Raw genomic sequence first — 18,045 nt, forward strand, 5'->3', positions numbered from 1 at the left:
TCGCTGTCAACCACCTTTTTCACCGCTGCCGATCTTTCGACCGAAGCACTTCCAGCACCACCTGAAACCGCTAACTCTTTGAAACTCAAGGAGTTTTCGGTTCCGACTACGCCGTAAGTGGGGCGAATTATAGAGAGATTAAATTAAGCGTCAAGGGTTAATTGCAAAAATGGCAAATAAAAGAATAATGCGCACTATATTGCTCAAAAATCCCACATTGAGCATCATAAGCCAGGCCCGACCTTGTGCGCCCTCTATTAATAAGGAATACCCACCCCCGATGAAACCCCAACCCCGCAGCCTGGCCGCCACGTTGTTCCCCATCGGCCTGCTGTTGATCGCCATGGCCTCGATTCAGTCCGGTGCATCGCTGGCCAAGAGCATGTTTCCCGTCGTCGGAGCACAAGGCACCACCACCCTACGCCTGATCTTCGCCAGCGTCATCATGCTGTTGCTCTTGCGCCCCTGGCGTGCGCGCCTCACTGCCAGCACCCTGCGCACTGTCATTATCTATGGCATGGCCCTGGGCGGCATGAACTTCCTCTTCTATATGTCGCTGCGCACGGTGCCCCTGGGCATTGCTGTAGCGCTCGAGTTCACCGGCCCCCTCGCTGTCGCCCTTTATGCCTCGCGCCGGGCCGTGGATTTTCTCTGGATCGGACTTGCCGTGATCGGCCTTTTGTTGCTGATACCCATTGGGCAGACAGGCACCGGCATCGACCTTGTCGGTGCCGGCTACGCCCTGGGCGCCGGCGTGTGCTGGGCGCTGTACATTCTTTATGGCCAAAAGGCAGGGGCCGACAACGGTATCCAGACTGCAGCCCTGGGCGTGATGATCGCTGCACTGTTTGTCGCCCCCATCGGTATTGCCCATGCAGGCAGCGCCCTGCTCACGCCAGCGCTGCTGCCAATTGCGCTGGGCGTTGCAATATTGTCCACGGCCCTGCCCTACAGCCTTGAGATGGTCGCCCTCACGCGCATGCCTGCCAGGACCTTCGGTACATTGATGAGTATCGAGCCCGCCTTTGGCGCACTCTCCGGGCTACTGTTCCTGGGGGAGGTGCTGACGACGGCACAATGGCTGGCCATCGCCGCCATTATTACCGCATCCGTGGGCGCCACACTGTCGATGCGCAAGGCCCCCCCGGCGTTGGTTCCTGCTGACTGATTTGAGAAACATTTTCATTTAAATCAAAACAGAACGTTGTGCCGCGCCGCCTACGTCTTTAAGCTGTCATCTTACGTCAACCTTGAAGCTATCTAATCGACAAGACACGGACGCAACGGAGCATCAGGAAGACGCTACAGGTATTAGACCCGGGCGATAGATCCGGCACGTATTAAGGACGGGAATGAAACGAATTTTGCTCATCCTGGCCATGTTGGCCATTGCTGGGTGCGCGGCGACTGCAAAGACCGAAGTCAAGCGCGGCAAGAAAGGCCTGCACATCAACTGCTCGGGCCTCTCGTCGTCCTGGGACAAGTGCTATAGCAAAGCGACGGTGGCTTGCGGCGAAAAAGGCTACAGAGTCATTGCTCGCTCAGGTGAAGACGATTCCGAGCCCGGCGACTACCTCTTCGGGCTCAACCCTGCCGGCTACACCAGCCGCAGCATGATCGTGATTTGCAAATAAACCCTCTTCATCAAAACGGCAGCCACCAGGCTGCCGTTTTCATTCTGAACACACGCTCATGCTCAGAGGGCTTGGGTGCGCACCTGCAACCACTCTAGTGCGCTCCCTTCAAGCAGCGGCGCCAAGCGTTCGCGCACCTGCCGGTGGTAGTCATTGAGCCAACTGCGCTCCTGCTCGCTCAGCAGCTCTGGCAGCAAACAGCGGGTATCAATCGGGCAGAGCGTGAGGGTTTCAAACGCCAGGAAATCACCAAACTCGCTACGTCCCGCCTCACGGTTAAACACCAGGTTCTCGATGCGCACCCCCCAGTGACCGGGTCGATAGGTACCCGGCTCGATCGAGGTGATCATTCCCGCCTGCATCGCCGTCTGGGGAGCCGCACTGGCCTGATACGCAATGACTTGCGGGCCTTCATGCACATTCATGAAATAGCCGACACCATGCCCCGTACCGTGGCCATAGTCGACCTGGTCGGCCCAGATCGGCGCCCGCGCGATGGCATCGAGCAACGGCGAAAGAATGCCCCGTGGGAAGCGCGCCCGCGACAAGGCAATCACTCCCTTGAGCACCCGTGTGCAGTCCTGCTTCTGCTCGATGCTGGGTGTCCCCACTGGCACCATACGCGTGATATCTGTTGTCCCGCCCAGATACTGCCCTCCCGAGTCGATCAGCAGCAGGCCGTCGCCCTCGATACATGCATGCGATGCTTCGGTTGCACGATAGTGCGGCATCGCGCCATTGGCGTTGAAAGCCGCGATGGTCGAGAAGCTCAACGAAACGAAACCCGGGCGGCAGGCACGGGCAGCGCTGAGGCGCTCATCGACCGTCAACTCGGTCACAGGCTCGCGCCCCAGGGCCGACTCCAGCCAGGCGAAAAACTCGCACAGCGCCGCCCCGTCCTGCTCCATCGCCCGACGGATATGCTGCAGGTCCTCTGCGCTTTTTTGCGACTTGGCCAGGGTGGTCGGATTCGGCCCCTCGACCCGTCGCACTGCTGGCTGCAAGTGGTCGATCAAGCCTCGCGTGACTCGTGCGGGATCAACCAGCAAGTGGCTGCCTGCCGGGATGGCGGCCAACCCTGCGTGAATAGCGTCGTAGTCACGTACCTCTATACCGTCGAGTTCCAGTACCTGGCGCACCTGCGAGTCGAGCTTGCCGGGGGCAACGAACAAGATCGCCCGCTCCAGGCTGATCAGCGCGAACGCCACGAACACCGGGTTGTACGGGACATCACTGCCGCGCAGGTTGAACAACCAGGCTACATCGTCAAGGGTTGCGATAAAGTGCCAGTCGGCACCGCGCTCGCGCATTGTCTGGCGCAACTGGGCAAGCTTCTGGCCACGCGCCACCGTCGCCTCTGGAGGCAGGTGCTGGTACACCGGGCAACTGGGCAATTGAGGACGATCGAGCCAGACCTCGGCGAGCAGGTCCTGGTCGGTCAGCAAGCGTGCATTTCGGACAACAAGGCGGTCTTCAAGCTGACGCGCCGATGCCAACGCCATGACGGCACCATCCACCGCCACCACACCCGCCTCCGGAGTCTGCTCAGCCAGCCAGTCCAACGGACCCGGACTACCGGGACGCAGCTTCATCAATTCGATAGTGCTACCGGCAAGCTCTCGCTCTGCCTGCTCCCAATAACGGCTGTCAGCCCAAAGCCCGGCAAAATCCGCGGTTACCACCAAGGTCCCCACCGAGCCCTGGAAGCCGGAGAGCCATTGCCTGCCCTGCCAATACTCAGGCAGGTACTCGGAAAGATGCGGATCTGCCGAAGGCACCAGCAAAGCAAAGATGCCTTGCTGGCCAAGCACCTGACGAATAGCGGCCAGGCGTGTGCTCACCGCTTCCTGCGTTGAAGACTGAGTATTCATGCTGACTCCTGCTGCCACGGCATCCGATGGTTTAGGCGCAAATAATGGAGCAGCCTTCCATCCCCGGCAACCGCCCCACGGGCCTGTAGCCTTTTCCCCGATCCTTCGCAGTGAACTTCCGGGCGTTTGAGCCTTCACAACTCTTAGAGCCCTTAACGGGAAAGCCCAGCATTCCCCAAGCTGCCGAGGATGCGTCCATGCCCCGCTCAACCGACCGGAAACAAGGTGTTGTGCTACTCGACACCCGCGAACACACGCCCGAACACGAACATAGCGTGCACCTCAAGCTTGCCGAGCGGCTGGCGCAGTTGCTCCAGACCCAGGTCGTTACCCCCACCCAGGCGCCCACAGCACGCGACAACTTCTATTACCTGCCCACCGAAACCCTCATCGATCCGGCGCACTACCAGGCAATGGGCATTATCTCCACTGCGGATTTGTTCGGGGGCGTGGTCAGCCGTCCTTACATGGCCACCAAGGCTATTTCTCATCCGCTACCCGCCAATGCCCGTTTCCCCCTCGGCTGGACCAACGACTTTGCGCGCCAGGCCAGGGACGCCTTGCTGCGCGGCTACACCGTTTTCAGCCTGGAGGACGCTACTCAGGCAGCAGCGTTGTTGCTACGCGAAGGCCCGCTACGGATCAAGCCTGTGCGCGCCACAGCGGGACGAGGCCAAACGGTGGCCGCCTCAATGCTGGAAGTCGAGCAGGCGCTGCAAGGCCTGGACCCGCAGGAACTGGCACTCTGGGGCCTGACCCTGGAAGAGAATCTGACCCAGGTGCAGACCTTCAGCGTTGGCCAGGCGCTGGTTGCCGGAATGCTGTGCAGCTACTACGGCACCCAGCAATTGACACGCGACCACCACGGCGAAGAGATATATGGTGGTTCGGACCTGATTCTAATACGCGGCGATTACGACACCTTGTTGCAATTGCCGCTTGAAGATCACCTGCGCCTGGCCATCACCCAGGCCAGAACCTACGAGCAGGCAGCCCTCCAGACACTTCCCGGGTTCATGGCTTCACGCCGCAATTATGACGTCGCGCTCGGCCTGAACGACCAGGGCAAACCGCGCAGTGGCGTACTCGAACAATCCTGGCGTATTGGCGGCGCCAGCAGTGCCGAGGTTCTGGCATTGCAGGCATTTGCCGCCGATCCAGCACTCACACGCATTCGCGCCTCCACCCATGAGGCATTCGACACGCCTGAGCTGCCCACCGATGCGACCATCTTCTATCAGGGGGACGACAGTGAAATCGGAAGAATCTGCAAGTACGCACGGATCCGCGACTATGACCATCCATAGTGAGCCGATCGAAATCCCGGTCGATGACGAAAGCATCGCCGGCACCATCGTCAGCCCCGGCGACAAGATACCCGGCATTCTCTTCGTTCACGGCTGGGGCGGCAGCCAGCAGCGGGACCTGGCACGAGCCAAACAGATCACGGGCCTGGGCTGTGTATGCATGACCTTCGACTTGCGCGGCCATGAGAAAACCGAAAGCCAACGCTTGAGCGTCACGCGTGAGCAGAACCTGGCTGACCTGGTGGCCGCCTACGACCGCCTGGTCAGCCATCCTGCCGTAGACACCAGCGCCATCGCCGTCATCGGCAGCAGCTATGGAGGGTACCTGGCGACCCTGCTCACCGCCTTGCGCCCCGTCAAGTGGCTGGCCATGCGCGTTCCGGCGCTGTACTGGGACGATGAATGGACGATGCCCAAGCAGGGCCTTGATCGCAAACGTCTGACCGATTACCGCCGCCGACCACTGGGGCCGGCCGATAATCGTGCGCTAGGTGCTTGTGCCGAGTTTGCCGGCGATGTGCTGCTGGTCGAATCGGAGCAGGACGACTATGTGCCGCACAGCACCTTGATGAGCTACCGCTCGGCGTTTGTCAGTGCCCATTCACTGACCCACCGGATTGTCGACGGCGCCGACCATGCACTCTCCAGCGACCGCAGCCAGAAAGCCTACAGTTCAATCCTGACGGCCTGGATCAGCGAGATGGTCATCGGTGCTCGACTCGACCATTACCCGCATCATTCGCCCTGGTACTCTTGAGCGGGTGGCAATGGGCAATGCAGGCCATCCGTTGTGCTGCGCGCCAGGCTGCTGAATGTCTGGAAGGCGGCAAAGTTCACGCCCTTGGCCTGGTGCTGACGGATCAGTTGCAGAAATGGCTCCTGCTCGAAGCTGCTGGTCGCCACCTCCCAGGCAGAACGCGACTGCCATTGCAGGTATTGCAGTACACGGCTGCCATCATCACTGGCCTGGACGCTCGCGCCCATCAACCCCGAATGCTTCGATGCCAACAGCTCGCTGCGCTCGACCAATGCCAGGACCAGGGCGTGCTGGCAAGCGGGTATCACCTCGAACTCAATCATCTGGGTAAAGCACAAGCGGCGCTCTGGAACCATCATGGGCATTGTCTCCCTGCCATTGAACTTGAGATGCAACGGCAAGCAGGGTAAAACCTCTAGTTAACTCAAGGTCAAGAGGTTTTTCAGCAATCCGAGCAGTGGCGCCAGGACCTGGCCCGACACATCGGCAAATCATCCCTGAACGGTTGCCAGGCGCAAGGCCAGGGCCTTGGCCTGCAATGCGACATCGGTGACCGCGGTACTTTCCCACCACATCCCACGCAGCGGCGGCCCCAATGCAAACAGGCGATCGCTGAAGTGGCCGTCGGCATGCTGCACGGCCCCGCCAGCATCGGCGCCGATCCCGAGGGCCAACGGCCCCGGCTGAATCAGCCCACGCTGCAGCAATTGCCTTGGCAGAGCTCGGTCCACACGCCGCCAGTCATATTCGATGCCACTGGAATTGATCAGCGCTGCTGCGCGAACCTCCGTGATCGTCGATTGACCACGAAACCGCACGGCGATGCTCGGCGACCCGCCAGGCACCGTAATCACGCGCTGTAGCGAGGCGGCATGAATCCGCAAACGCCCCTCTTGCAGCAGGCGCTGCAACATTGCCGCGCCCTGGGGAGGCGAACGATGGTGATGACTTTCCCACCACGGGCGCACATGCCGCACAAACTGCCGGCGCTGGCGGTCGCTGGCCTGGCTCCAAAGCCTTGCTATATGCACGCGCACCGTGTCCAGCGGTGCCTGCCAGTCAATACCCTGCTCGTATGCCTGCCGACATTCGGCGCGCAATGCCCGCAGCAATTGCAACGGGCTGCGCACGTCGGGATCGGCCGCGAGAAAATCGTTCCAGGCCGGCGGCTGACGGCGCACCTGCGGCAACAGCCCGTGGCGGGAAAACACCTCGACAGGCCCACGATGCCCTGCCACGTCGAGGGAAACCAATGCGTCGACCATGGTCAGGCCAGAACCAATGATCAACACCCGTCCATCTGGATCGATGTTGCCCATGGCGGCTACATCCCAAGGGTCCACTGCAGCGACGTTGAACCCATCGTCGTCGACCCGCGCCGTACGGGCCGCCGCGAACATTCCGGTGGCCAACACCGCACGTGCGCCTCGCAAGGATCGGCCATCGTCCAAGGTGACAACGAGGCCCTGCTGTTCCACCTGCAGGTCGACCACCTCGGCCTGTACATGCTCAAGCCAGGACCCCTGCCGCGCCCCCCACGCCTGGGCTTCGGCCAAGCGCTGACGCGCATAACAGCCGAACAAACCCCGCGGTGGAAACAGCTCGGCAACCGGTACACCCTGCTCGGCGGATTCGGGCCATCCCCCGGCGGCAATGTGTTGCTCCAGCCACTGAGTGAGGTCGTCGGCATTGTCCGGGTCAACGCTCATGCGCGCCGCATTGCCGTTAAGGGTGTGGCCCAATTGGGAGGCGCTGTAGGCCTCACCGCGCCCCAGTGCCTGGCGCGGTTCGATGACCAGCAGGCGGCGGCGTCCAGGTTGACGCAGCAACTGCGCGCCAAGCAGGGCGCCACTGAGGCCGCCGCCAATGATTAACACATCGGCGCTCGAGGATTCGGGTTGCAGCGGCGCACTCATGGGCTTCTCCGTCTTGTTTGCCGGAATAATAAGCAGGCGAACGCGGAAAAAGCAGCCACATCGGTACCAAAGTAGGATTAGCCAGCACTACTTGCCATCTGGCGGCGATAATCGCTGGGGGCAACCCCCGTGACCTTGAAGAACACTTTGCGGAAAGCGCCCGGGTCCTGGTAACCCACCCCCCAGGCAATCTGATCGATGCTGCGATTGGTGAACTCGAGCATCCGGCAGGCACGGCCAACGCGCACCTGTTGGCAGTACTCGGTGGGTTTCAACCCCGTGGCATTGCGGAACCGGCGCAGGAAAGTACGCGATTCCAATCCGGCACACTCGGCCATCGCGGCAAGATTCACATCCCGGGCACCGCTGCTTTGCAGCCAGTGCTGGACCTTCAGCACCGCTTCGTCACCGTGATCCAGACGCGGCGTGAACACACTTCCCGGCCGCTGATTTTCAGTAATGCGCTCCACCGCCAGGAAACGCGCGGTCTCGGCTGCCAGCGTCTCGCCAAGATGACGCTCGATCAGCTTCAACCCCAGGTCGGTCCAGGCCATCAGGCCGGCCGACGTGATGATGTCGCCGTCATCGAGCAGCGGCAGGTTCGCTTCTACCTTGATCTTGGGGAACCGCTCGGCCAGAGACTGGGCAAAATTCCAGTGCGTGGTAGCTGCCCGCCCATCCAACAGGCCGCTGGCCGCGATAAAGAACACCCCCACACACACCGACACCAGCAGCACACCGCTGCCGTGCCACTGACGCAGGTCCTGACAATAGCGATCAAGCAATTCGGGTGCAGGCGCCTGGGTCAGGCTGGGTGGGATGATCATTACACGGGGGGCATGAGAGGAACCTGGATGGCTGTCATATGACACCGCAAGCTGCCCGCTTTCACCTTCACTCCAGTGGGTGACACGTAAAATCGGCCGCTCCAGGGCACCCAGGTCATGTCGCAGCCGACTGGCCACGGCAAACAGGTCGGTCAGCCCATGCACCGCTGCCAGCTGCGCGCCGGGGTACACCAACACCCCGATCTCGGCAACGTCGCACTCTTTAGCCATTGTCAGTTTTTCCCGCCAAATTGTCGTTTGCGCCAATCCGCAAGCACACCGCTCAAGCCTATAACTATCACCACACCGCAACCACTCCCCTACGAGGCTTTTGCAATGAGCAAGCATGCACTGATCGTCATTGATATTCAGAACGACTACTTCCCCGGCGGCAAATGGACCCTGGATGGTGCAGACACGGCTGCAGACAATGCCGGCAAGGTGATCGCCGCTGCACGCGCCAAGGGTGACCTGGTGGTGCATGTGCGTCATGAGTTCGAGTCCAGCGATGCCCCCTTCTTCACCCCAGGCTCCGAGGGCGCGCAGATCTATCCCAAGGCCGCCGCCCTGCCGAGCGAGCCAGTAGTGCTCAAGCACAAGGTCAACGCGTTCCTCGACACCAACCTCCAGTCGCTCCTGGACCAGCACCAGACAGAGGCAGTTACGGTCATCGGCAGCATGAGTCATATGTGCATCGACGCCGCCACCCGGGCCGCTGCCGACCTTGGCTATGCCACAACTGTTATCCATGACGCCTGTGCCACCCGCGCACAGGAGTTCAATGGCGTGACCACTCCGGCTGCCCAGGTCCATGCGACCTATATGGCTGCTCTGGCATTTGGTTACGCCCAGGTGATTTCAACCCAGGACTTTCTGGCGCTGAACAGGGATTGAGCATCGCGGGGCAAGCCTGCACCTATAGGGAGAGAGGCTTGCCCTGCGATCAGATAACCACATTGCGCACAAACCGCGTGGCAACATCGCCTTCATTGCGATAGGCATGCACGCGGTTACTGGCATAGCTGAAAAAGTCTCCCGCCTGCAGCTGATGACGCAGGTCTTCGATGACCAAGGTCAGGCAACCTTCAAACACATACAACTGCTCGCTCCAGCCATCGGCATCGGCTTCGCACTGGTAGACCTCGCCTGGTTCAAGGCGCCATTCCCAAAGCTCGACCTCCCGACTGGCCTGCGAACTCGCCAGCAGCACAGCCTTGCTGCCAGGATGAACACCGGCCCAGGCAAGCTCGTTGATTCGGCTGGGGTCGCGGTTGTCTGGCGCCTGGATCAAATCGGTGAAGGCAACATCGAGCGCCTCGGCAATACGATCCAGCGTGGTCAGGCTGACATTCTTCTCGCCCGCCTCGATGGCCACCAGCATGCGTCGGCTGACCCCGGACTTTTCTGCCAGGGCACTCTGGCTGAGCTCGGCGGCATGACGCAGGCGGCGGATGTTCTGGCTGACATGTTGCAGCACCGAGGCGCGCTGGCTGGAATCTTTGTGCACTATATTGCTCACTGATAGGGTTTGCGCAGTATACTGCCCACTTCGCCGCAATTGTGCGTCGCTCCTCTTCCGTGTGCAAGGCCATGACCCCTACCAACACTACCGAACGCCCTTCCGTTACCTTCCGGCTGAGCAAGGCCGAACTGGTCCTGGTGTTCATCACCATGCTTTGGGGTGGCACATTCCTGCTGGTGCACAACGTCATGACGGTGAGCGGGCCGATGTTCTTCGTTGGCCTGCGCTTCGCCTTTGCCGCCTTGTTCGTCGGCCTGGTTTCGGCACGCGCGCTGTCGGGACTCACTGCGACCGAACTCAAGGCCGGTGTTTTGATCGGTGTCTCGATCATGCTGGGCTACGGCTTGCAGACCTATGGACTGCAGACCATCAGCAGCAGCCAGTCGGCTTTCATTACCGCGCTGTACGTACCGTTCGTGCCCTTGCTGCAATGGCTGGTGCTGGGTCGTCGCCCTGGCCTGATGCCGACCCTCGGGATCGGCCTGGCATTTGTCGGCCTGATGTTGCTGGCGGGGCCTGAAGGCGGCTCGCTGCACATGAGTGCGGGGGAGATTGCCACGCTGGTCAGTGCGGTGGCCATCGCGGCGGAAATCATTCTGATCAGTCGCTATGCCGGCAAGGTCGATGTCCGCAGAGTGACCGTGGTGCAACTGGCGACCGCCTCGGCGCTGTCGTTCATGATGGTCGTCCCCACCCAGGAGCCGCTGCCGGACTTTTCCGGGTTGCTGTTGCTCAGCGCCTTGGGGCTTGGCGCGATGAGTGCGGTGATCCAGGTCGCGATGAACTGGGCGCAGAAGTCGGTTTCACCCACCCGCGCCACCTTGATCTACGCCGGTGAGCCGGTGTGGGCGGGGGTGGTCGGGCGTATTGCCGGCGAGCGACTGCCGGGCATCGCGCTGGTCGGGGGCCTGCTCATTGTGGTTGCGGTGATCGTCAGTGAGCTGAAGATCAAGCGCCGCGAGCCGGAATCCGCGGCGCTCGAAAGCCGGGGCCAGGAGCAGGAAGCAGGGCGCTAGTCGGCAAAACCGGTCTATCCTTTGAAAAAAACTGTTATAAAAAAATCGTTTAATACGCCCTAATCTTAGGGATCTAGCGCCGCTTGTGTGTTGGTGATCGACAGTGCGCCACGTATGATCCCTTACAAACTCCTGCAGATTAGAAATCTATGTCCTTGATAGTGCTACTGCTTCTGCCGTTCGTCGGCAGCTGCCTGGCGGCTGTCTTGCCGCACAACGCACGCAACAGCGAGTCGCTGCTGGCCGGTCTTGTCGCCCTGATCGGCACCGTCCAGGTCGCCTTGATGTACCCGCAGATTGCCCATGGCGGCGTGATCCGGGAAGAGTTTCTGTGGCTGCCGAGCCTGGGCCTGAACCTGGTCCTGCGCATGGACGGTTTCGCCTGGCTGTTCTCACTGCTGGTGCTGGGCATTGGCACACTGGTGTCACTGTATGCACGCTACTACATGTCACCACAGGACCCGGTGCCACGCTTCTTTGCCTTCTTCCTGGCCTTCATGGGCGCAATGCTCGGCCTGGTGATCTCCGGCAACCTGATCCAGATCGTGTTCTTCTGGGAATTGACCAGCCTGTTTTCATTCCTGCTGATCGGCTATTGGCACCACCGCGCCGACGCCCGTCGCGGCGCCTACATGGCCCTGATGGTCACCGGTGCCGGTGGTTTGTGCCTGCTGGCGGGGGTACTGCTGCTCGGCCATGTGGTCGGCAGCTACGACCTGGACAAGGTCCTTGCTGCCGGCGAGCAAATTCGTAGCCACGCCTTGTACCCCATCCTGCTTCCCCTGATCCTCCTCGGCGCCTTGACGAAAAGCGCACAGTTTCCTTTCCACTTCTGGCTGCCCCATGCCATGGCGGCGCCGACGCCGGTATCGGCCTATCTGCACTCTGCAACCATGGTCAAGGCTGGAGTGTTTCTCCTGGCGCGCCTGTGGCCGGTACTCTCCGGCAGTGAGGAGTGGTTCTGGATCGTCGGCGGTGCCGGTGCCTGCACCCTGCTGCTGGGTGCATTCGCAGCCATGTTCCAGAATGACCTCAAGGGGCTCCTGGCCTACTCCACCATCAGCCACCTGGGCCTGATTACCCTATTGCTGGGCCTGAACAGCCCGCTGGCAGCCGTCGCGGCAGTGTTTCACATTCTCAACCATGCCACCTTCAAGGCCTCGCTGTTCATGGCCGCCGGCATCATCGACCATGAAAGCGGTACCCGTGATATTCGCCGCCTGAGCGGCCTGTTCCGGCTTATCCCGTTTACCGCGACCCTGGCCATGGTAGCCAGTGCGTCCATGGCCGGGGTGCCGCTGATGAACGGCTTCCTGTCCAAGGAGATGTTCTTCGCTGAAACCGTGTTCATCACGTCCAGCGCCTGGATCGAAACAGCCTTGCCGGTGATCGCCACGCTCGCGGGGACCTTCAGCGTGGCCTATGCCTTGCGTTTTACCGTCGACGTGTTCTTCGGCCCGCCCGCTACCGACTTGCCCCACACCCCTCACGAGCCACCGCGGTGGATGCGTGCCCCGGTAGAACTGCTGGTGCTGACGTGCCTGGTGGTAGGCATGTTCCCTGCCCAGTCGGTTGGGCCGCTGCTGGCCGCCGCGGCCCTGCCGGTGGTGGGTGGCACATTGCCGGAGTACAGCCTGGCGATCTGGCACGGCTGGAACGCACCGCTGATCATGAGCCTGATCGCCATGAGTGGCGGTGTAGTGCTCTACCTGTTGCTGCGCAACCAGCTCAAGCTGGGGCGCTTCCCTCAACCACCATTGATCGAACGCTTCAATGGCAAGCGCATGTTCGAGCATGGTCAGGTGCTGCTGATGCGCATGGCGCGGCGCATCGAGCGCACCTTGACCACCCGACGCCTGCAGAAGCAGCTGTTCATGCTGGTGCTGGCCGCCCTTCTGGCAGGCCTGCTGCCGATGCTGCAGAGCGGACTGAGCTGGGGCGACCGCCCGAAGATCCCGGGCTCCGGTGTGTTCGTCATGCTCTGGCTGATTGCCATTGCCTGCGCCCTCGGCGCGGCCTGGCAAGCCAAGTACCACCGCCTGGCGGCATTGACCATGGTCAGTGTCTGCGGCTTGATGACCTGTATCACCTTCGTCTGGTTCTCGGCGCCAGACCTGGCGCTCACCCAGCTGGTGGTCGAAGTGGTCACCACCGTCTTGATCCTGCTCGGCCTGCGCTGGCTGCCCCGGCGTATCGAAGGCGTATCGCCCTTGCCGGGCAGCCAGGAGCGGGCTCGCCTGCGGCGCCTGCGCGACCTGATCCTCGCGGTCATGGTCGGTGCCGGCATGGCATTGCTGTCCTACGCAATGCTGACCCGTCCGACGCCCAATATCATCTCGTCGTTCTACCTGAGCCGGGCATTGCCAGAAGGTGGCGGTACCAACGTGGTCAACGTCATGCTGGTGGACTTCCGCGGCTTCGACACCCTCGGCGAGGTGACCGTGCTGGTGGCCGTTGCCCTGGCCGTGTTCGCCCTGTTGCGACGCTTCCGCCCGCCTCGCGAGAGCATGCAACTGCCGGCTCAGCAACGCCTGCTGGCGCCGGACGTGGTAACCGATCTGGTCAACCCTCGTCAGGCCGCAGATACGGCGCTGGGCTTCATGATGGTGCCAGCTGCGCTGGTTCGCCTGCTGCTGCCGATTGCCCTGGTGGTATCGATGTACCTGTTCATGCGCGGGCACAACCAGCCAGGCGGTGGTTTTGTCGCCGGCCTGGTGATGTCGGTCGCCTTCATTCTCCAGTACATGGTCGCCGGCACCCAATGGGTCGAGGCGCAAATGAGCCTGCGGCCGCTACGCTGGATGGGCACGGGCCTGCTGTGCGCCACACTCACCGGCGGCGGCGCGATGCTGCTCGGCTACCCCTTCCTGACCACTCATACGGCACATCTGCATCTACCGGTTCTGGGTGACATCCATTTTGCCAGCGCGCTGTTCTTCGATGTCGGCATCTTCACCGTGGTGGTCGGCTCGACCCTGTTGATCCTCACTGCCCTGGCCCACCAGTCGGTACGTGGACACCGTCCTGCCAGCCAACCCAAAGCCACACAGACAGGAGCCGCCTGATGGAAGAAGTCATCGCAATCGCCATTGGTGTGCTTGCCGCCTCCGGGGTCTGGCTGATCCTTCGGCCACGGACGTTCCAGGTGGTGATGGGCCTGTGCCTGCTCTCCTATGGCGTCAATCTGTTCATCTTCAGCATGGGTAGCCTGTTTATCGGCAAAGAGCCGATCATCAAGGATGGTGTGCCCCAGGACCTGCTCAACTACACCGACCCGCTGCCCCAGGCCCTGGTGCTCACCGCCATCGTCATCAGCTTCGCCATGACCGCACTGTTCCTGGTGGTGCTCCTGGCGTCGCGTGGGTTGACCGGCACCGACCACGTCGATGGCCGGGAGTCCAACGAATGAGCTTCATGAACCAACTGATCATCGCCCCCATCCTGCTGCCCCTGCTGACGGCGGCATTGATGCTGCTGCTAGGCGAAAAGCGCCGCCCCCTCAAGGCCCGCCTCAACCTGTTCTCCAGCCTGCTGGGACTGGCGATCTCCATCACCTTGCTGCTGTGGGTACAGGGCCAGGGCCAGGCCAGCTCCATCGGTGTCTACTTGCCCGGCAACTGGCCGGCGCCGTTTGGCATCGTGCTGGTGGTCGACCGTCTTGCTGCCCTTATGCTGGTGTTGACCGGGATCGTCGGGGTCAGTGCCCTGTTGTTTGCCATGGCCCGCTGGGATGGCGCCGGGGCCAGCTTCCACGCCTTGTTCCAGATCCAGCTGATGGGCTTGTACGGCGCCTTCCTGACCGCCGACCTGTTCAACCTGTTCGTGTTCTTCGAAGTGCTGCTGGCAGCGTCCTATGGCCTGCTGCTGCACGGTTCGGGCCGGGCCCGGGTGAAGGCCGGCCTGCACTACATTGCCATCAACCTGTTCGCCTCTTCGCTGTTCCTGGTGGGCGCGGCCATGCTCTATGGTGTCACCGGCACGCTGAACATGGCCGACCTGGCTGTGAAAATCCCGCTGGTACCCGAAGCCGACCGTGGCTTGCTGCATGCCGGCGCGGCAATTCTGGCCACCGCGTTCCTGGCCAAGGCGGGCATCTGGCCGTTGAATTTCTGGCTGGTGCCGGCCTACTCCGCCGCCAGCGCTCCGGTGGCGGCACTGTTCGCGATCATGACCAAGGTGGGTATCTATACCGTGCTGCGCCTGTGGACCTTGCTGTTTTCCGGGCAGGCAGGGGCCTCGGCTTTCTTCGGTGGCGAGTGGCTGATCTATGGCGGCCTGGCAACCCTGGCCTGTGCCGCCGTGTCGATCCTTGCCGCCCAGCGCCTGGAACGCATGGCCAGCCTGAGCATCCTGGTGTCGGCAGGCACCTTGATGGCTGCCATCGGCTTCGGCCAGGTGGCGTTGACCGCGGGCGCCTTGTTCTACCTGGTCAGCTCCACCCTGGCACTGTGCACCCTGTTCCTGCTGGCGGAGTTGATCGAGCGCTCCCGCTCTGCCAACGAGTTGCCGCTCGATGACGACGATTGCCACCCTTCACCGCTGGAATCGTTGCATCCTCCCAAAGGCATCAACCTCGATGACGAGCAAAAGGCCGTGATCGGCCAGGTGATCCCCTGGACCATGGCATTCCTGGGCTTGAGCTTCATCGCGTGTGCGCTACTGATCATCGGCATGCCGCCACTCTCGGGCTTCATCGGCAAGGTCAACCTGATCGCTGCGCTGTTCAATCCCCAAGGCCTGGGCGTTGCCCCCGAGCAAGCGCTTTCAGTACAGGGCTGGACACTGGTAGCGCTGCTGGTGCTGTCGGGCATGGCCTCATTGATCGCCTTGACCCGGGTCGGCATCCAGCGCTTCTGGACCCCTCAGGAACGCCCATCGCCGCTGCTGCGTCGCTACGAATGCATTCCCATCGTTGCCTTGCTCGGCCTGTGCATTGTCCTGAGCGTGCGTGCAGAGCCCTTGCTGCGTTACACCCAGGACACCGCCGCCAGCCTGCAGGATCCTGAGCAGTACATCAGCGCGGTATTCGGTACTCGGCCGATCCCCGGCCCGACCACCCTGGCCACCCGTACACAGGTGCAACCATGAGACGCCTGTTCCCCGCCCCCCTGCTGTCGTTGTCGTTGTTGCTGCTGTGGCTGGTCCTGAACGTGTCGGTGAGTCCCGGCAACCTGTTGCTGGGAGCCTTGCTGGGCATTCTGGCGCCCATCCTGATGGCACCGCTGCGGCCCTTGTCTGTACGCATCAGTCACCCGGGGACGGTAGTGCGCCTGATCGTGCGGGTCGGCATCGATGTACTGGTGTCCAACCTCCAGGTTGCCAGGAGTGTCTGGACGGCCAAGCGCCACCCACCGCGCTCGCGCTTCGTGCATATTCCACTGGAACTGCGCGACGCCCACGGCCTGGCGGCGCTGTCGATGATCACCACCGTGATCCCAGGCACTATCTGGTCGGAACTGGCACTGGACCGCAGCGTCCTGCTGTTGCATGTGTTCGACCTGGACGATGAAGCGCAGTTTATCGAGCACTTCAAACATACCTATGAACGCCCGCTGATGGAGATCTTCGAATGACTGGCCTGCTTGCCAACGCCATTCTCGCCAGCCTGTTCATTTTTGCCCTGGCCATGGCCCTGACACTGTTCCGGCTGTTTCGCGGCCCTTCGGCCCAGGACCGCGTCCTGGCACTGGACTACCTCTATATCCTGGCGATGCTGACCATGCTGGTGCTGGGCATCCGCTATGCCAGTGATACCTATTTTGAAGGGGCGTTGTTGATCGCGTTGTTTGGCTTTGTCGGCTCGTTTGCCCTGGCCAAGTTCCTGCTGCGCGGAGAGGTAATCGAATGAACAACCTGAACGAGTTGCCGTTCTGGATCGAGTTGCTGGTCGCGATATTGCTGCTGCTTAGCAGCCTGTTTGCCCTGAGCGGGGCACTGGGCCTGATTCGCCTGAAAGATTTCTTTCAACGCATGCACCCGCCTGCCCTCGCCTCGACGCTGGGCACCTGGTGTGTCGCACTCGCTTCGATCCTGTACTTCTCGACGCTCAAGCAGACACCGGTGCTGCACGCCTGGCTGATCCCGATCCTGATGGCAATCACCGTGCCGGTGACCACCTTGCTACTGGCCCGCGCCGCGCTGTTTCGCAAGCGCATGGCAGGTGACAAAGTCCCGGGGGAAATCAGCAGCACCCGTGAGCGGGCAACCAAAGCCTAAGCCGTCAGTTTTTGCAGCTCACGGCGAACCATCGCAGCGAATTCAGGGGGGCCCAGCTGATATAGCTGGGTGGCGACCCAGTCCAACCAAGCCCCTTGCAAACGCGGACGCTGTGCCAACCACTGCTCAGCTTGCTCTCGCGCCTTGGCCTGGTGGCGTGCATGAAACTCGGCGCGCCCACGGGTCTCTATCGGTGCGTTCACTCGCTGGCCTTGAAGGTGGTCAGCTCACCCTTGCGCCATTTGGCGGCCTTGCCGGTGGCAGCCTTCAGAATTTTGCTCAAGCCTTCCTGCAACTGCTGGTGTGCGGCAAAAACCAACACCACACCCTGGCCTTCACGCAAGACGATACCTTCGCCCTCAGGCACAGAGACAAAGGCATAGTCGCCCAGGCCATAAACTGTCAGTTTGATGTCACGAAAACGTACTTCCAGTTTGCCACCTTCGCGGCTGGGCAACACGGCGGCGCGAAAGTGATCGCCAACCTTCAGCTCCAGACGTTGTTTGTCATCGACCACCATTGCAACATCGGTATCGATCTCGGCCATGTACAGGCCTTCCGCGTTTTGCTCGGTAACATAGACAAAACGCGATTGAAACTGTTTGACCAATTTGGCCCGAAGATCGCCCAGGACAAACAGGGCATGGGTATCCAGATTACTGACTGCCAATGAAGAATTCCTCAAAACCGATTACACATCGCCGCCACACGGAAACCAAGGTTCCGTGAAGGCACCGGCACTTCAATTTGAAGTCTGAAAGACTAATGGATAAGCGTACGAATAGCCTGAGCTGACAGCCGCGCAAGTGAGCGGGATTAATTACCTTTCTCTGCCAGCCCAGGCCTGGTGGCGGATGTTCAGCAGAATTCCTCAATCAGAACAGCCATGTCTGACAGCACTAGCGCAATAAAAATGCGATAGATAAAGGCAGGCTCTTCAACAGAATGAGTGCCGGAAAATCATCCGCAATACACAGGG

Annotated in this window: 19 protein-coding genes; 12 read left to right on the plus strand and 7 right to left on the minus strand. The window is 61.4% G+C overall.

Annotated elements, in window-relative coordinates; all coding sequences use genetic code 11:
• Window positions 1-280: 280 nt before the first annotated feature.
• Window positions 281-1,168, plus strand: a complete 888-nt coding sequence (gene rhtA / locus H621_RS0121015; protein WP_028945251.1) for a threonine/homoserine exporter RhtA — start codon at window positions 281-283, stop codon at window positions 1,166-1,168.
• Window positions 1,169-1,352: 184 nt separating this feature from the next.
• Window positions 1,353-1,634: a hypothetical protein gene (locus tag H621_RS0121020; RefSeq protein WP_028945252.1), complete on the plus strand. Its 282-nt coding sequence runs from the start codon at window positions 1,353-1,355 to the stop codon at window positions 1,632-1,634.
• 62 nt (window positions 1,635-1,696) lie between these two features.
• On the opposite strand, the gene H621_RS0121025 is transcribed toward H621_RS0121020, so the two are convergent.
• Window positions 1,697-3,505, minus strand: coding sequence for an aminopeptidase P family protein (locus H621_RS0121025; RefSeq protein ID WP_028945253.1), 1,809 nt, complete (start codon window positions 3,503-3,505; stop codon window positions 1,697-1,699).
• A gap of 197 nt (window positions 3,506-3,702) precedes the next feature.
• On the opposite strand from H621_RS0121025, the gene H621_RS0121030 reads away from it, so the two are divergent.
• Together H621_RS0121030 and H621_RS0121035 are read left to right on the plus strand one after the other, a co-directional pair.
• Window positions 3,703-4,812 (plus strand): DUF3182 family protein, encoded by a 1,110-nt coding sequence (locus H621_RS0121030; protein WP_028945254.1) that lies wholly within the window; start codon window positions 3,703-3,705, stop codon window positions 4,810-4,812.
• Window positions 4,799-5,569, plus strand: coding sequence for an alpha/beta hydrolase family protein (locus H621_RS0121035; protein WP_028945255.1), 771 nt, complete (start codon window positions 4,799-4,801; stop codon window positions 5,567-5,569). The genes H621_RS0121030 and H621_RS0121035 overlap by 14 nt, the downstream gene beginning before the upstream one ends.
• Here the strand turns inward: H621_RS0121035 and H621_RS0121040 are convergent.
• The 3 genes from H621_RS0121040 to H621_RS0121050 all read right to left on the minus strand — a co-directional run bounded on the left by H621_RS0121040 (window position 5,548) and on the right by H621_RS0121050 (window position 8,543).
• Window positions 5,548-5,928 carry an antibiotic biosynthesis monooxygenase gene (locus tag H621_RS0121040; RefSeq protein WP_028945256.1) on the minus strand — a complete coding sequence of 127 codons (381 nt, stop codon included), beginning with the start codon at window positions 5,926-5,928 and terminating at the stop codon, window positions 5,548-5,550. The two genes, H621_RS0121035 and H621_RS0121040, sit on opposite strands and share 22 nt — an antisense overlap.
• Window positions 5,929-6,060: 132 nt before the next feature.
• Window positions 6,061-7,485: an FAD/NAD(P)-binding protein gene (locus H621_RS0121045; RefSeq protein WP_028945257.1), complete on the minus strand. Its 1,425-nt coding sequence runs from the start codon at window positions 7,483-7,485 to the stop codon at window positions 6,061-6,063.
• 77 nt (window positions 7,486-7,562) lie between these two features.
• Window positions 7,563-8,543 carry a GlxA family transcriptional regulator gene (locus tag H621_RS0121050; RefSeq protein WP_028945258.1) on the minus strand — a complete coding sequence of 327 codons (981 nt, stop codon included), beginning with the start codon at window positions 8,541-8,543 and terminating at the stop codon, window positions 7,563-7,565.
• 105 nt (window positions 8,544-8,648) lie between these two features.
• Between H621_RS0121050 and H621_RS0121055 the strand changes: the two genes are divergently transcribed.
• Window positions 8,649-9,206, plus strand: coding sequence for a cysteine hydrolase family protein (locus tag H621_RS0121055; RefSeq protein WP_028945259.1), 558 nt, complete (start codon window positions 8,649-8,651; stop codon window positions 9,204-9,206).
• Window positions 9,207-9,255: 49 nt separating this feature from the next.
• Here H621_RS0121055 and H621_RS0121060 read toward each other — a convergent pair whose 3' ends face one another.
• Window positions 9,256-9,819 carry a helix-turn-helix domain-containing protein gene (locus tag H621_RS0121060; RefSeq protein ID WP_028945260.1) on the minus strand — a complete coding sequence of 188 codons (564 nt, stop codon included), beginning with the start codon at window positions 9,817-9,819 and terminating at the stop codon, window positions 9,256-9,258.
• Between the two features lie 83 nt (window positions 9,820-9,902).
• Here H621_RS0121060 and H621_RS0121065 point away from each other — a divergent pair, with 83 nt between their 5' ends.
• The 7 genes from H621_RS0121065 (at window position 9,903) to H621_RS0121095 (ending at window position 17,066) form a co-directional block, all read left to right on the plus strand.
• The gene (locus tag H621_RS0121065; protein WP_028945261.1) at window positions 9,903-10,850 is read left to right on the plus strand and encodes a DMT family transporter; all 948 of its coding nucleotides are present in this window, start codon (window positions 9,903-9,905) and stop codon (window positions 10,848-10,850) included.
• A 149-nt stretch (window positions 10,851-10,999) separates the two neighbouring features.
• Window positions 11,000-13,915, plus strand: a complete 2,916-nt coding sequence (locus tag H621_RS0121070; protein ID WP_028945262.1) for a monovalent cation/H+ antiporter subunit A — start codon at window positions 11,000-11,002, stop codon at window positions 13,913-13,915.
• Entirely contained in the window at window positions 13,915-14,259 is a 345-nt protein-coding gene (locus tag H621_RS0121075) for a Na+/H+ antiporter subunit C (protein WP_028945263.1), read from the plus strand. The genes H621_RS0121070 and H621_RS0121075 overlap by 1 nt, the downstream gene beginning before the upstream one ends.
• Complete coding sequence (locus H621_RS0121080) at window positions 14,256-15,938, plus strand: monovalent cation/H+ antiporter subunit D (protein ID WP_028945264.1); 1,683 nt, start codon at window positions 14,256-14,258, stop codon at window positions 15,936-15,938. Before H621_RS0121075 ends, H621_RS0121080 begins: the two co-directional genes overlap by 4 nt.
• Window positions 15,935-16,423 carry a Na+/H+ antiporter subunit E gene (locus tag H621_RS0121085; protein ID WP_028945265.1) on the plus strand — a complete coding sequence of 163 codons (489 nt, stop codon included), beginning with the start codon at window positions 15,935-15,937 and terminating at the stop codon, window positions 16,421-16,423. Before H621_RS0121080 ends, H621_RS0121085 begins: the two co-directional genes overlap by 4 nt.
• Window positions 16,420-16,698 carry a K+/H+ antiporter subunit F gene (locus tag H621_RS0121090; RefSeq protein ID WP_028945266.1) on the plus strand — a complete coding sequence of 93 codons (279 nt, stop codon included), beginning with the start codon at window positions 16,420-16,422 and terminating at the stop codon, window positions 16,696-16,698. The genes H621_RS0121085 and H621_RS0121090 overlap by 4 nt, the downstream gene beginning before the upstream one ends.
• A complete protein-coding gene (locus H621_RS0121095) occupies window positions 16,695-17,066 on the plus strand; it encodes a Na+/H+ antiporter subunit G (RefSeq protein ID WP_028945267.1) in 372 nt (123 codons plus the stop codon). Before H621_RS0121090 ends, H621_RS0121095 begins: the two co-directional genes overlap by 4 nt.
• Here the strand turns inward: H621_RS0121095 and H621_RS29030 are convergent.
• On the minus strand, window positions 17,063-17,269 hold the full coding sequence (locus tag H621_RS29030; protein WP_028945268.1) for a hypothetical protein: 207 nt from the start codon (window positions 17,267-17,269) through the stop codon (window positions 17,063-17,065). The two genes, H621_RS0121095 and H621_RS29030, sit on opposite strands and share 4 nt — an antisense overlap.
• Entirely contained in the window at window positions 17,266-17,736 is a 471-nt protein-coding gene (locus H621_RS0121105) for a hypothetical protein (protein WP_028945269.1), read from the minus strand. The genes H621_RS29030 and H621_RS0121105 overlap by 4 nt, the downstream gene beginning before the upstream one ends.
• Window positions 17,737-18,045 lie beyond the last annotated feature (309 nt).

Origin of the sequence: Pseudomonas vranovensis DSM 16006 (assembly GCF_000425805.1) — a bacterium.
Classification (GTDB): domain Bacteria; phylum Pseudomonadota; class Gammaproteobacteria; order Pseudomonadales; family Pseudomonadaceae; genus Aquipseudomonas; species Aquipseudomonas vranovensis.